Origin of the sequence: Acidithiobacillus sp. AMEEHan, assembly GCF_030996345.1 — a bacterium.
Classification (GTDB): Bacteria; Pseudomonadota; Gammaproteobacteria; order Acidithiobacillales; family Acidithiobacillaceae; genus Igneacidithiobacillus.
In genome coordinates this window covers 1,624,824-1,638,465 of record NZ_CP118747.1, presented here as the reverse complement: position 1 = coordinate 1,638,465, position 13,642 = coordinate 1,624,824, and the positions used below count along the sequence as shown (strand labels likewise).

Annotated in this window: 13 protein-coding genes; 7 read left to right on the top strand and 6 right to left on the bottom strand. The window is 58.1% G+C overall.

The annotated features are described in order from the left end of the window. Genes nirD through ORD17_RS08460 form a run of 7 tightly spaced genes read left to right on the top strand, consistent with a single transcriptional unit; the run spans position 1 to position 5,826 of the window. A complete protein-coding gene (gene nirD, locus ORD17_RS08490; protein WP_308387938.1) occupies positions 1–321 on the top strand; it encodes a nitrite reductase small subunit NirD in 321 nt (106 codons plus the stop codon). After that, positions 318–3,080 carry a molybdopterin-dependent oxidoreductase gene (locus tag ORD17_RS08485; RefSeq protein ID WP_308387936.1) on the top strand — a complete coding sequence of 921 codons (2,763 nt, stop codon included), beginning with the start codon at positions 318–320 and terminating at the stop codon, positions 3,078–3,080. The genes nirD and ORD17_RS08485 overlap by 4 nt, the downstream gene beginning before the upstream one ends. A gap of 2 nt (positions 3,081–3,082) precedes the next feature. Next, positions 3,083–3,907, top strand: coding sequence for a DNA-binding protein YbiB (ybiB, locus tag ORD17_RS08480; RefSeq protein WP_308387935.1), 825 nt, complete (start codon positions 3,083–3,085; stop codon positions 3,905–3,907). A 2-nt stretch (positions 3,908–3,909) separates the two neighbouring features. After that, positions 3,910–4,092, top strand: coding sequence for a hypothetical protein (locus tag ORD17_RS08475; protein WP_308387933.1), 183 nt, complete (start codon positions 3,910–3,912; stop codon positions 4,090–4,092). 11 nt (positions 4,093–4,103) lie between these two features. Then, positions 4,104–4,895: a uroporphyrinogen-III C-methyltransferase gene (gene cobA / locus ORD17_RS08470; protein ID WP_308387932.1), complete on the top strand. Its 792-nt coding sequence runs from the start codon at positions 4,104–4,106 to the stop codon at positions 4,893–4,895. Beyond that, positions 4,892–5,251, top strand: a complete 360-nt coding sequence (locus tag ORD17_RS08465) for a CbiX/SirB N-terminal domain-containing protein (protein ID WP_308387931.1) — start codon at positions 4,892–4,894, stop codon at positions 5,249–5,251. Before cobA ends, ORD17_RS08465 begins: the two co-directional genes overlap by 4 nt. Positions 5,252–5,256: 5 nt before the next feature. Continuing rightward, on the top strand, positions 5,257–5,826 hold the full coding sequence (locus ORD17_RS08460) for an ANTAR domain-containing protein (RefSeq protein WP_308387930.1): 570 nt from the start codon (positions 5,257–5,259) through the stop codon (positions 5,824–5,826). Positions 5,827–6,181: 355 nt separating this feature from the next. On the opposite strand, the gene ORD17_RS08455 is transcribed toward ORD17_RS08460, so the two are convergent. The 6 genes from ORD17_RS08455 to ORD17_RS08430 all read right to left on the bottom strand — a co-directional run bounded on the left by ORD17_RS08455 (position 6,182) and on the right by ORD17_RS08430 (position 13,621). Continuing rightward, positions 6,182–6,841, bottom strand: coding sequence for a hypothetical protein (locus tag ORD17_RS08455; protein WP_308387928.1), 660 nt, complete (start codon positions 6,839–6,841; stop codon positions 6,182–6,184). An 11-nt stretch (positions 6,842–6,852) separates the two neighbouring features. Continuing rightward, positions 6,853–7,119 carry a metal-sensitive transcriptional regulator gene (locus ORD17_RS08450; protein WP_308387927.1) on the bottom strand — a complete coding sequence of 89 codons (267 nt, stop codon included), beginning with the start codon at positions 7,117–7,119 and terminating at the stop codon, positions 6,853–6,855. Between the two features lie 158 nt (positions 7,120–7,277). Next, a complete protein-coding gene (locus ORD17_RS08445; protein WP_308387926.1) occupies positions 7,278–7,826 on the bottom strand; it encodes a hypothetical protein in 549 nt (182 codons plus the stop codon). Positions 7,827–7,840: 14 nt separating this feature from the next. Beyond that, a complete protein-coding gene (locus tag ORD17_RS08440) occupies positions 7,841–10,951 on the bottom strand; it encodes a CusA/CzcA family heavy metal efflux RND transporter (RefSeq protein WP_308387925.1) in 3,111 nt (1,036 codons plus the stop codon). Further along, complete coding sequence (locus tag ORD17_RS08435; RefSeq protein WP_308387923.1) at positions 10,944–12,332, bottom strand: efflux RND transporter periplasmic adaptor subunit; 1,389 nt, start codon at positions 12,330–12,332, stop codon at positions 10,944–10,946. Before ORD17_RS08435 ends, ORD17_RS08440 begins: the two co-directional genes overlap by 8 nt. Continuing rightward, positions 12,329–13,621: a TolC family protein gene (locus ORD17_RS08430; protein ID WP_308387922.1), complete on the bottom strand. Its 1,293-nt coding sequence runs from the start codon at positions 13,619–13,621 to the stop codon at positions 12,329–12,331. The genes ORD17_RS08435 and ORD17_RS08430 overlap by 4 nt, the downstream gene beginning before the upstream one ends. Positions 13,622–13,642: the final 21 nt, after the last annotated feature.

Here is a 13,642-nt window from a genome sequence, read left to right as displayed (position 1 = left end):
ATGGATTGGTTTCCTCTGGGGAAGGTAAGTGACGTGCCTCTGGGTGGTGGTCGTTATGTGGACACCCCCGCCGGGCAGATTGCCGTGCTGCGTAATGAGGAGGGAGAACTGTTTGCGGTACACAATCGTTGCCCGCATCGTGGCGGCCCTCTTTCGGAGGGATTTGTCTCAGGCAAAACAGTGTTCTGTCCGCTACACAACTGGCAGATCGATCTGGAGCGTGGCGAAGCTCTGCCTCCCGATCAAGGCTGCGTAAAGACCTTTCCCCTGAAAACGGAGGGTGAGGAGATTTGGCTGGGCTTGTCGGAAGCGCAGCCATGAGCGCGCTGACTACGACGATGCTTAGCAAGTCCGTTTGCCCCTACTGTGGGACCGGTTGCGGGGTTCTCATCGAGCATGACGGTACGCAAGTTCTCGGGGTACGGGGTGACCCGGAGCACCCCGCCAACTTCGGCCAATTGTGCAGCAAAGGGATAACCCTGGCGCAAACCGTGCACGGTCCGGGTCGGGCAGTTGTTCCGCTGCAACGGGTGGGGGGCGAGCAATGGCAGCAGCGCAGCTGGGAGGAGAGTCTGACCCAGATTGCGACGCGCTGGGCCGAAATCTATCGTGATCGCGGAGCGCAGGCACTCGCCTTTTATGTGTCCGGGCAGTTGCCAACGGAGGACTACTACGTTGCCAACAAGCTGGCCAAGGGTTTCCTCGGTACCAATCATATCGACACCAATTCTCGGCTCTGTATGGCCTCTGCAGTGACGGGGTACAAACGTAGTCTGGGTATGGACTCGGTACCCTGCTGTTATGACGATCTCGAAAAGACGGATTGTCTATTCATCGTCGGGGCAAATGTGGCCTATGCCCATCCCATTTTGTTTCGTCGCATCGAGGCGGCCAAGGCTAAACGGCCAGAATTGCGCATCATCGTCGTTGATCCACGGCGCACCGCGACGGCAAGTATTGCCGATCTCTTTCTGCCCATCCTGCCAGGCACCGACGTAGCGTTATTCCACGGCATGCTGCACCTGCTGATCTGGAATGACTGGCTGGACGAGGATTTTATCCGCAACCACACCCAAGGCTGGGGAGAACTCAAACAGCGAGTGCAGGAGTATACACCACAACGGGTTGCCGAGATCTGTCAGATATCGGAAGCCGATCTGCAACGGGCGACGGAACTCTTTGCCACTTCGCCGACAGTGCTGTCGCTGTGGTGTCAGGGGCTGAATCAATCGGCCCATGGCACCGACAACAATGTGGCGCTGATCAACCTGCATTTGGCAACCGGGCAGATCGGACGGGCCGGCGCGGGTCCGCTCAGTCTCACTGGGCAGCCCAATGCCATGGGTGGTCGAGAGACGGGGGGTATGCCGGCGCTCCTTCCGGGGCATCGAGAAGTTGCCAATGCCGAGCACCGGGCCGCTATCGCCGAACTTTGGGGGATCGACGCGCTGCACCCTACCCCTGGGCTTACTGCTGTACCGATGTATCAGGCTCTGGAACAGGGAGAATTGGCAGCGATCTGGATTACTTGCACCAACCCCGTGCTTTCTCTCCCGGATCGGCAGCAGGTTGAACATGCACTGCGGGCTGCCGAGCAGGTCGTTTTGCAAGAGAGCTATCTTGATGGGGAAACCATGCCCTTTGCGGATTGGGTACTGCCCGCAGCTAGTTGGGGAGAACGCGAAGCGCTGGTCACCAACTCTGAACGGCGGATCTCCCATCTGCAGGCCGCTGTGCCTGCCCCGGGTTCTGCCCGTCCCGACTGGCAGATCTTTTGTGATTTTGCCCATGCCCTCGGAGATGCCCTGGATCGATTGCGTATACCGCTGCCTGATCGAAGGGATCCATCCTGGCGCCAGCGTGCGGCACGCATGTTCCCCTTTCGCGATACGGCGAGCATTTTTCAAGAATATCGGCGCTGTACCAGCGGACGCGATCTGGACATCAGCGGCTTGGACATTGCCATCCTCGACCAGCAGGGGCCTCAGCAATGGCCTTTCCCCGCCGGGGCAAAAACGGGGCGGCAACGGCTCTACGAAGACGGGATATTCCCCACCGCGAGTGGCCGCGCTCAATTCCATGCGCCGGAGCACCTCGGTGTGGCGGAAGAAATTGACGCGCGCTATCCCTTACGCCTCACGACCGGCCGCTTGCGAGATCAATGGCACAGCATGGCGCGCAGTGGGCGTGTCGCGAGTCTTTTTGCCAGCGCGGAAGAGGCCTTTTTGCACATTCATCCCAGTGACGCCAAGCAGTTTGCTGTCAACGAGGGCGAGTTGGTCCAAATTGAAAGTCGACGGGGCAAGGCACTGTATCGGTTGCGCATTGATGAGACTCTGCAACGTGGGTTGCTGTTTGTGCCGATGCATTTCGGCACACGCAACGCGCCCGCCGCCCTATGCAATAACGTCACGATCCCCGCAATTGATCCGTATTCCGGGGAACCGGAATTCAAACACAACGCTGTGCGCCTGCAAGCTGCAGACCTTCCTTGGGAGGCCGCAGTGCTGTTAGAGGACAACGAGGGAAAAGAAGCCAAACGATTACGCACACTCGCACGAGAATTCCCCTATGCGGCTATCACGCCGCTTGTTTCTGCGCGCGGTCCAGCGATTCTGCTGCGCGTAGCGGCAAAGCAGGCGCCGGCAACCGCACTGGCACAACGCTGGGACGAGGAGTTTGGGTTATCGGGTTCGGATAGCTTGTTGTATGAGGACCCTCGGAATGCAGTAAGCAAACGTTTGCGCATCCGGGATGGACAGTTGACGGCAGTACGCCTGTGGGGAGGCCTGCAAACCTTGGACTGGTTACGTCAGTTATTTCTGGATGGAACGGATGTGGAGCCCTTTCGTCTGGCACTGCTGGCACCTCGCGTACCCGCAGATCTGGGGGCATGGCAACGATCGCGCGGCATTTGCGCCTGTAAGGGGGTGGACGAAAAGACCATCGTGCAAGTCATCGCCAATGGCGAGAGTACCCTGGAAGGGGTGATGCGGGCCTGTGGTGCGGGTACCGAATGTGGTTCTTGCAAACCCGAGATCCAACAGCTACTGCAGATCAACTTTGCCGAGGCGTCCTGAAGATGTGGAATGAATATCTCAGCCGTGTTGCCCGCGGTCGTGAACATGCCGAAGACCTCAGCAAAAGCGAAGCCGAAGCGCTTTTTGCTGCTTGGTTAGAGGGAGAACTACCGGAACTTTTTGCTGGCGCCTTTTGGGTCGCCTATCGTATCAAGGGCGAAAGCCTGGAGGAATTGCAGGGATTTCATGACGCCATCCGTGGGCGTATGACAACCCTGGCGCGTCCGAGTCGAATACGCCCGGTGGTCTTTGCCAGTTACAATGGTACGCGGCGGCGCGCCAATTTATTGCCGCTGCTGGCATTGGTGCTCACTCGCTGTGGAGTTCCGGTTCTGCTGCATGGACCAGACCTCGATGCACTACCGGCATCGCCTTCCCAAGACCACTCTCCCCACGGGCGGGTTCATAGCATACAAATCCTCCAACACTTGGGCCTGGCCTACGCCGAAACCATAGCCCAGGCGGACACCTTACTGCACCTTCAAGGTTTGACCTATCTGCCGTTGTCCTGCTGGCAACCGGGTCTGGCACGAATCTTCGCCCTACGTGAGAAGCTGGGCATACGTTCCAGTGTACATACCCTGCTGAAAGTCTTGCACCCTTTTGCCCCACAGGATGCGGTCGTCTGCGCTGCTGTCACCCACCCCCCTATCTCCAGCGCCTGCAAGAGTTTTTCATCCACAACGAAATGCCGGCCCTGTGCTTTCGCGCGACGGAGGGAGAACCTTTTGCCAACCCGCAGCGGCGCCCCGATCTCTTCGCCTGCCAGCAAGAACAAACGGAGATCCTCATCGCTAAGGACCAGAGGTCATCACCCAACCTGCTAGCCTTGCCAGACAACACAGTCGTTGCCACCAGTGCGTACATTCAGGACGTCCTTGATGGCCGGCAAGCCCTTCCTCACCCTCTGGCGGAGCAGGCTGCGGCGCTTCTGTTGCTAAGCAGACGTTGTGACAGCCTCGCCAGTGCTCGAGCCCTCCTGCGTCACTCCTTCTCCCGTATCGCTGCCTAGAGGAACGTGCCATGAATCCGTCCTTCTCTCCACCGTTGGTCTCGTTACTCGGCGCTGGTCCAGGCGATCCCGAGCTTTTGACCTTGCGTGCGGCGCGACGTCTCGCTGCGGCTGAGGTGATTTTCTACGATGCCTTGGCCAACCCGGAAATTCTCTCGCTAGCGCCCGATGACTGTCAGCGCATCGATGTGGGAAAACGCGGGGGACGGCCGTCGACTGCACAGCTGCTGATCCATGAACAGATGATCCGTGCCGCGCGACAGGGGCAGCGGGTGGTACGCTTGAAAGGCGGCGACCCCTTCCTGTTTGGGCGGGGAAGTGAAGAATGTCTCGCCTTACGCGCCGCGGGAATTGCCTATGAAATCGTGCCAGGCATCACCAGTGCCATGGGTGCCGCCGCCTATGCGGGAATCCCACTGACCCATCGCCAGATGAGCCGTTCCGTGCTTTTCTGCACCGGCCAGCAGGCGCGTAACTCCCCTCCCATCGATTGGTCACGCTTCGCCCAAGCTGCAGATACACTGGTCATCTACATGGGTATCAGCCAGATCACGCAGATCTGTGCCGGTCTGCTGGCGGGTGGCATGTCGCCCAGCACTCCTGCCACCGCCATCCAGTGGGCAACCCTGGAACAGCGGCAGGTACGCAGCACGGTTCAGGAGTTGCCCATAGCGATTGCTCGTGTCGGCATCGCCAGCCCTGCCGTGCTCATCATTGGTGCTGTGGTGGAGCTTGGCGATGTCCTTGCCTGGCGGCCGGCAGCGCAGGAATCTGGGCTTGCCCAACAGGCCGGTTGCCGATGATGGGACCAGTCCATGTCCTCCTCGCCCATGGCTCCCGCGATCCAGAATGGCGCTGGCCTTTCGAACGAATTGCAGGAGAACTGCAGACAGCCCACCCGCAACGCTCTGTCGTGCTCTGCTACCTGGAGATGTGGTCACCCAGTCTCGCTGAGGCGGTTTTTGCCGCGCACGCGAAGGGCAATAGAGATTTTCGCATAACGCCCTTATTCTGGAGTCGCGGCCGTCATTTGCGGGATGATCTACCGAAGCTTGTCCAGGACCTGTTGCGTGACTTACCCGATTGCAGCTTTGTTGTCGATCCACCCGTTGGCGAATCCGAAGTCGTACGCGCTGCAGTGCTGCGTCTGTTAGCCTGATCCGCATGTATCGTATCGTTCTCATTGACGACGACGAAGCGCGAGTATCCATCCTGCGTGATGCACTCGTCGGTGAAGGGCACGCGGTGCCCGCGGTATTGTCGTGGAAGGCGTTGTCTTGGCAGCGGGTAGAGGAATGCAAGGCAGAGGTCATCATTGCCGATGCCAGCTCCCCCGAGCGCGATGTTCTGGAACATATCGTTTTTTTGAGTGAGACCCTGGAATTGCCCGTCGTAGTGTTAGGAGCTCCAGAGGATGAAGACACGATGCGCCGCGCGATTCGGGCCGGCGTTGCTGCTTACGTCGCCCATGGAATTACTGCCCGCGACATTGACCCCATTCTGAAAGTGGCAGCGTTTCGTTACGCCGAGTACCGCCAGTTGCGTCAGGAGCTCAACAATACCCGCACGGCACTCAATGAGCGCAAGACCATAGAAAAGGCAAAAGGGATTCTTATGCGCGATTTGCAAATCGACGAATCAGAAGCCTACAAACGTATGCGAAAATTGGCAATGAACCAAGGTAAAAAGCTTATTGAAGTAGCCCTGATGATTACGCAAATGGAAACCCCGTAATTGCCCTGGGCAACGGAGCCGAACAACCGCTTTGATCTGCTGCCGACCATCGGGGATCAACGGCGGCAGGGCAGCGTTAACAGTCATTCGCAACCCTTGGTTTATGGATGCAAAATTACTTACATCGCAGCAGAACCCACTTACGAAAAGCAATAATGCTCCAAATACTCTCGATTATGCCAAAGGGCCATGTTCCCGCAAGGAATCCATAAATCGCCGAGCCAATGCATGTGAAGCCAAATGCCAGGGTGTACCATGATGATTTACTTTCCAATGCATAAAAAATCATCATCAGTGTCACCACCGATGCGCCATAAAGTGTTAGAATATCCAATTGCCCTCCTTCTGCGCGCCTTTATATGCCAGCAAAAAAAATTGCCCCCAACGTGATGAGAATGATCGGGCTCAATCGCTCTCCATGACGGTCTAGCCAAGCCCACCGCCAACGTAGCCCGAGCCATGTTGCCAGCCAAACCAGAAGGATTATCAGCAATAACGTCGAAAAAGAGTACACCAGCAACACCGCAGAAACGGCCAGCGGTCCGAGGGGCAAGGCAGCGAGAAGCACTGGAACGAAGGCTCCATCGGGCGAAGCCGCCACACCGGCAACCATCAGTGTGAACCAAGACCCTTGTGGCGCCGAGTGCTCGTGCTCGTGCTCGTGCTCGTGCTCGTGCTCGTGAGGGTGAGGGTACGAACCGCGCAGGCTTTGCCAGGCAAAAAGACCGATACCAGTCACAATCAATATGCCACCAAGAATTTGGCCTTGGACATGGGAAAATGCCGAAAACGTCTGTTCCAAGCCAAAGCCCAGCGCGATGAGTACGATACCCAAGACCAGTGAGCCCGCAATATGACCGAATCCCGCCCAAGCCGCTACACGCAGGGCCTTCTTCATGCTCCAGTGTTGCGTCCGCGCCAGGAGCGCGATCGGCATCCAATGGTCGGGTAAGATCGCATGCAGGAATGCCACCAGAAATGCCGCGACCAGCACGAGTAACCATGCTGAAGGCATCTTGGCAGTCCTCAGGGAAGAAAGTAGCGGGCGAAGGCCGCCTTGATCTCTGCGAGTCGGGGTTCTGCATCCCCCTCGCGCACCGCATCCAGCAGACAATGATCCAGATGGTCCTCGAATACGAGCCGCGCCACTTGATCGAGCGCGGCTCGGGCAGCCGACATCTGCACCAAGATTTCCGGGCAATCGCGGTCGGATTCCAGCATCTGCCGGATGCCGCGCATTTGCCCCTCCAGTCTTGCCATACGCTGCAAGATCGCCTGCCGATCATGGGCCATACCTATACCCCCAAGTGTATAAATTGGAGGGCATTGAACTACGGGTTAGCCAATGGCGTCAATACGACCGACCGCAGGTCTCAGTGCCGTGGGGAAGCCGTCTGGCCCGACAACTTCTCAACGAGGCATTGCGGCGACCGTCTCTCGTGCCTTGCAGACTACATCATGTTGCGCATCATGGCGGGCATACCGTCCTTGACGAAACGGGTAATCTCTCGGGCGTGCTCGTGGATCACCCGCACCATTTCTGGATCATTCGACGTTTCCGTCACGGCAACACCATCTTTCAGCAGATCGAGCTTGCGCTGGTAGAGCGTTGGATGGGCGAACATCACCGGCACGCTACGGCTGATGGGATAGGGAAAAGGGCGATCCTCCGCAAGTCGCGCATACATCTGGGAAACGTGCGCTTGCAGCAGGGCGACGGTTTCCGGCACGGCAGAAATCGTAACGGCATGAATCCCGTTGGGCAGAAAAGTTACCTTGCGATGAACTTGCGCGTGTCTCTCGAAAAGCTCCATTCCGGTCTGCATGGGCCCCCGGTTTTCTGGCGACATCATGGCCCCCATACCCTCTTTATCGGAACCATTTCCCATCATGCCCCCCATCATCCCTGCCATGGGAGAGGCACTGGCGGGATCGATGCGCACATATCCGAGCAGGGCGAGGGCCGAAAAAAACGACTTCATCCATTGTCTACGATCCATCTTGTTTCTCCTTTTTACGAAAATTTCCAACGACGTTTTTGCCACAGCGCATAAAGCGCTGGGATGACCAACAGTGCCAATAACGCGGCACTGAACATGCCGCCGATCACCGGCGCGGCAATGCGTTTCATCATGTCCGCGCCGGTTCCGTGACTGAGCATGATGGGAAGCAGGCCGACCACAACCAAGGTAAAAGTCATGGCAAGGGGACGCAGTCGCAGCATGCTGCCTTCCACCACGGCCAATTGCAGATCATGCCAATTCTGCAGGGCATCTCGGGTTCGTCGGCGATAGACCGCCTCATCCAGATAGAGCAGCATCACTACACCGAACTCGGCCGCTACCCCAGACAGTGCAATCAGCCCGACGATGACTGCCACGGACAACTTGTAGTACAGGAGATAGACCAGCCACAGCCCGCCGATCAGGGAAAATGGCAGCGTGATCAGGACGATGCCGACTTCAACGATGTTGCGAAAGTTGAAGTAGAGCAGTACTGCGATCAGCAGCAATACCGCAGGGACAATCAGGAGCAAACGTTGATTTGCCCGTTGCATGCTTTGGTACTCGCCTACCCAATCGATGGTATAACCTGGGGGTAAACGGACCTGTTTCGCTAGCACCCGCTGCGCTGCAGACACATAGCCCCCAATGCTCGTTCCGGGCTTGAGGTCCAGGGTAACCCAGGTATTCAATTGACTGTCGTCACTTGTCAGCATGGCGGGCCCCGCTTCCATGCGCACTTGGGCCACTTGCGCCAGAGGAATTTGCGTACCATCCGGCGCTGTGACATAGGCATTTCGCAAGGCTTGCAAGGACTGCCGCAGGGTACGGGGATACCGCAGATTGACCGGAAACCGTTCCACCCCCTCGACAGCCGTGGTCAGCACCTTGCCGCCAATAGCCGTTTGCACCAGTTGATTCACGTCTGCTACGGAGATTCCATAGCGGGCTGCCGCCGCGCGATCGGTGTGAATGACGATGTAGCGTCCTCCCAGTACATGGGCCGCATACACGGACTGGGTGCCGGGCAGCGGCTGCAGGGCCTTCTGCACTTCCTGCCCAAGACGGTTCAACACGGCAAGCCTGGGTCCGGCGACCTTGATCCCGAGTGGTGTCTGCAAACCCGTGGTCAACATATCTACCCGACCTTTGATGGGCTGCGTCCAGTCGTTACTGAGCCCCGGAATTTGGAGCGCCTGATTGAGCTTGCTGCGTAAACTGTTCAGGCTCATCCCTGCAGGCCAGTGCTGTCTGCGGCGAAGGGTTACCACCGTGTCGAACATAGAAATCGGGGACTGATCGGTAGCGGTCTGTGCTCTTCCAGCCTCACCGAAGACCGTTTTTACCTCGGGGAAGCTTTTGAGGATGCGATCCGTCAACTGCAATAAGGCACCTGCTTCTCCGTAGGAGAGGGCCGGATTCTCCGCAACGGGCATATACAGGAGAGTTCCCTCATTCAAAGGTGGCATGAGCTGGGTCCCCAGGCGTTGCCACGGATAGAACAGTGTCAGCGTCAGTAACCCTGCGCCGATAACCACCAGCCACGGCGCTCGCAAAACGCCATGGATAACGGGTCGATACGCTGCCGCCAACAGGCGATTCACGGGATTTTTTCGCTCTTCAGGGATGTGCCCGCGAATCAACCAGGCCATGAGGAGTGGGACCAGGGTGATGGACAACACGGCGGCGGCGGCAATGGCAAAGGTTTTGGTAAAGGCTAAAGGGGAAAACAATTTCCCTTCCTGGCCGCCGAGGGCAAAGATGGGCAAAAACGACACGGTGATCACGAGTAGGGAAAAAAACAGTGCCGGGCCGACTTCCAAAGCCGACTCCCGGGCCACCGCCCAGGGATCGCTCATTTTCCCGCTTTCCATACGCTTGTGCATGTTCTCGATCATCACCACGGGTGCGTCGACCATGACGCCAACGGCAATCGCAATCCCTCCCAGGGACATGATGTTGGCGGGAATGCTCAGGGCATACATGGCCACAAACGCGGCCAGGATACCAATGGGCAGAGCGATCAATACAACGAGGGCAGAGCGCGCGCGGAACAAAAAGAGGAAGGTGATGAGTAGGACGGCAATACACTCCTCTACCAGCTTGCCGCTGAGTGTTGCAATACTGCGCTGGATGAGGGGACGCTGACTGTAGGTGGTGACGATGCGCACGCCATGGGGTAGGGAGGACTGCAATTTGTGCAGTTTCTGCTGTACCCGTTGAATGAGGGCATTGGCATTTCCGCCCTGATTCATCATCACAATGCCGCCAACGACTTGTCCCTGGCCATTCAACTCGGCAATGCCGCTGGGAAGAACCGGACCTAACTGTACCCTAGCGACTTGTTGCAGAGTCACCGGTACCCCATCGCGCACCCCCAGAGAAACCTGGCGCAGATCGGCAAGGGAATGGATATAGCCGGACGTTCGCACGATGTAGCGCGACTCCCCCATATCAATGACCGACCCGCTGGTTTCCCCATTGGCAGCACGAATGGCTGCCTCGACCTGTGGCAATGTGATGCCATAGCTGAGCAAGCGATGAGGATGGATGACTACCTGATATTCCTGCTCCATGCCCCCAACGGTGGCCACCTGCGCTACACCTGGAATCCCTTGGATGGCGAATTTCAAAAACCAATTCTGTAGGGTGGTCAATTGCGCCAAATTAAGCGTACCGCTGGGGTCCGTGAGGGCATATTCGTAGATCCAATCGACCCCGGAGCTGTTTGGACCCAACGCCGGGATCACGCCGCTCGGGAGCTCACTCTGCGCCTGCTCCAAGTACTGCAGAACGAGGTTCCTGGCCTGATAGATTGGGGTGCCGTCTTTGAAGAGCACATACACGTAGGAGTCGCCAAACATGGAATAGCCCCGAACCGCACGGGCACCAGGCACCTCCTGTAGGGTGGTCTCCAAGGGATAGGTCACTTGGTCCTGCACCACCTGTGGTGCTTGTCCAGGATCACTGGTTTTGACGATAACCTGGGTAGGCGAGATATCCGGGATCGCTTCCAGGGGAATGGCGCGAATCGCCAGAATTCCTGCCGCCACGGTGAGAAGCGCCGCAAGGATGACGATCAATGGATTGTCGAGGGAGGAACGAACGATGCCTTTAATCATGTCCGCCTCCCATCTGCATACCGGCCATGGAGGTAGAAGGCTTCTTTGCCGACTGATTGGTAGCAACCGAGGGTGCGGGGGCTGAGGCAGAATGGGTCGGGGCACTTGCCCTGCCAGATTCATTGCCACCGAGCATTCGAGCGCGCACCGATTGAAATTGGGACTCGGAGTAGAGTAAAAATTGCGCGTTGTCGACCACGCGCTCGCCAGCGCGTAGCCCTTGTTCGATCGCCGTCCAGCCATCCGCGGAGGGTCCCACCTGGACCTCCACGGGTAGGAAGTGCCCACCTTGCTGGCGAAGGATGACGAAGTCTCCCCGCTCTGTATGCAGGATGGCGCTGTCGGGAACGGCTAGCTGCGGTTGCACTTGGGTCCACACGCGCGCATTCACATACATTCCAGGACGCAATACGCCACCGGGATTGGCAACGCTCAAGCGTGCCGTAACGGTTCGGTTCTGCGTGCTTTGGGTGGGATACAGAAAACGCAGCCGGCCACGCCAAACCTTGCCGGGATAGTCGGGAGAGCGCAGGTCGACACGATCGCCAACGCGCACTCCCGGCAGCTGGTACCCGTACAGCGCCACTTGGACCCAGACGCGATCCAGATTGGCGATTTCCAGGAGGCTGCTCTCTGCCGACAGATATCCGCCTTGATGGACAGCGATCTGCTCGACGACACCGGAGGCGGGCGCCACAATGGGGACTTGAGCCTGCGCCACCCCAGTCTTTGCGAGTTCGTGTATCGCCTTCGGGGATAGCCCCAACAGTCGTAAACGTTCCCCCGCAGCACTGCGTAATCGCCCGACCGCAGGGCCAGCGTTGGCGTCTTCCTGCGCAAGCACGTACTCCTGTTCAGCACTGTACATTTCTGGCGAATAGATTTGCGCCAGGATGCTTCCAGCCTGCACGGGATCGCCTACCGCACGGACGGCCAAGTTCCGGATCCACCCAGAAAAACGCGGTGTAACGCTGAATACGCGGTTTTGGTCGATGGCGACTGTCCCGACGGTAGAGAACACCTGGCCGATTTTCCGCTGCATTACAGGAACCGTGTGCACGCCCAGCTCTTGTGCCATCCGCGCGTTGACTGCCAGACCAGGAGACGAGGCTGTTGGCGCGTGGGCATATACCGGGATGTAGGCCATTCCCATGTTGTCTTTCCTGGGATGACTCGCATGAATGGCGGGATTCATGGGGTTTGCCCAGTAGAGAATACGTGGCTTGGCAGGAGAAGATGAGTTTTTCTCGACGGGATGCTTCGCGACTGGTATTGAAGTGGTCGTGGGGGAAAAAGCGGATCCCAGCAGAACGCTTGCTGCCCCGATCCCTACCCCAATTCCGAGAGACGCGAGGGAAAAAACGAGAATCTTCCGGTTCATGATTGCGCTCCTTGGTATTGGGTGGCTAGGTATGCCAGTTCTGCGCTGCTGAGTGCTTGATTCTCTCTGGCGACCAGGGCCTGCAGTGCTGTCTCCAGTACCGAGTTCTGCGCATGGAGAACCGATTGCATGGACGTTCGCCCGGCGATGAAACCAGCGAGTTCGGCACGATAGGTTTGCGTTGCGAGGGGCAACAACGTTTTTTCACTGCGTTGGTACTGTGCATCAGCTGCCTGGAACTGGGCATAGGCCGTATGGATCTGACGTGCCAAGCGTAGTCGTTCTTCCTCGTAGGTATCTTCCGCAGCCATCTCTTTTTCTTGGGCCGCGGCTATGGTTTGGTCCTGGCGATCTCCGGGAAAGATCGGGAGACTCAGATTGACGCCAATCGAGAGCCAATTGGGACTACCCGGCATAAAATCCTGGCCATAGGCGGTGCTTACGGTTATGGATGGCAAGAGATTTGTGCGCGCTACCCGGACTGCAAGGGCCGCTGCGCGACTGCTGGCAGCGGCGGCTTGCAATGCCGGTTGCCCTGGTAACTTCATTTGCAGTGCGGCTAGCGGCGCTGGCGGCTGCAAATGGGGCCAAGACCAACGCAGTTGTAGGGCCGAAGTGGAGCCCAAAAGCTCGGCGATCCGAGCGAGGGCCGTTTGTTGTTGGGCGCGGACTTGGTCCATTCGATTTTCCAAGTTGGCGAGGGCCAGTTGGCTGCGTAATACCGCGGCTTGGTCCACTCTCCCGGCACGATAGGCGTCTACCGCTGCCTGTTCCGTCATCTGGTCGAGCCGTTTCTGACGCTGCAGGATGCTGCGTTCCTGGTGCGCTACCTGCGCTTGGATCCAACTCTGTTGCAAGAGCCAACGCAGCTCTGCTGCCCGTTCCGCGCGTATGGCGGTCTCTGCGGTCGCCTCCATGCGTAATTGCCGACCCCGCAACGCGAGTTGCCCAAAGGGAGGAAAGGTCTGACTCAACCCCACACTGAGCATGCTCATCTGCTGTTGGTTCATGGAGAAATTGTTAGTAGGGAGATTAACGGCTCCCAAGCTGATATGGGGATCTGGCAGTTGTGCTGCGGCCACTGCCTGGTGACGCAATGCCTGGATCTTTTGTTGATAGGCGGCCAAGCTCGGGTTTTGTTGCTGCAGCAGGCGTTCGGCGGCGGAGAGGTCAAGCCGCGTGGCGGTCGCCTGGCCCGGGGTCAGCAGACCGGCGACGGATCCGAGCATGATCCAAGCGAGAGCATGCCTGGAGCGGAAGGGTAGAGATTTCTCCGGAAAGGAAATCATGGCGTTCTCCTGAAAATGACA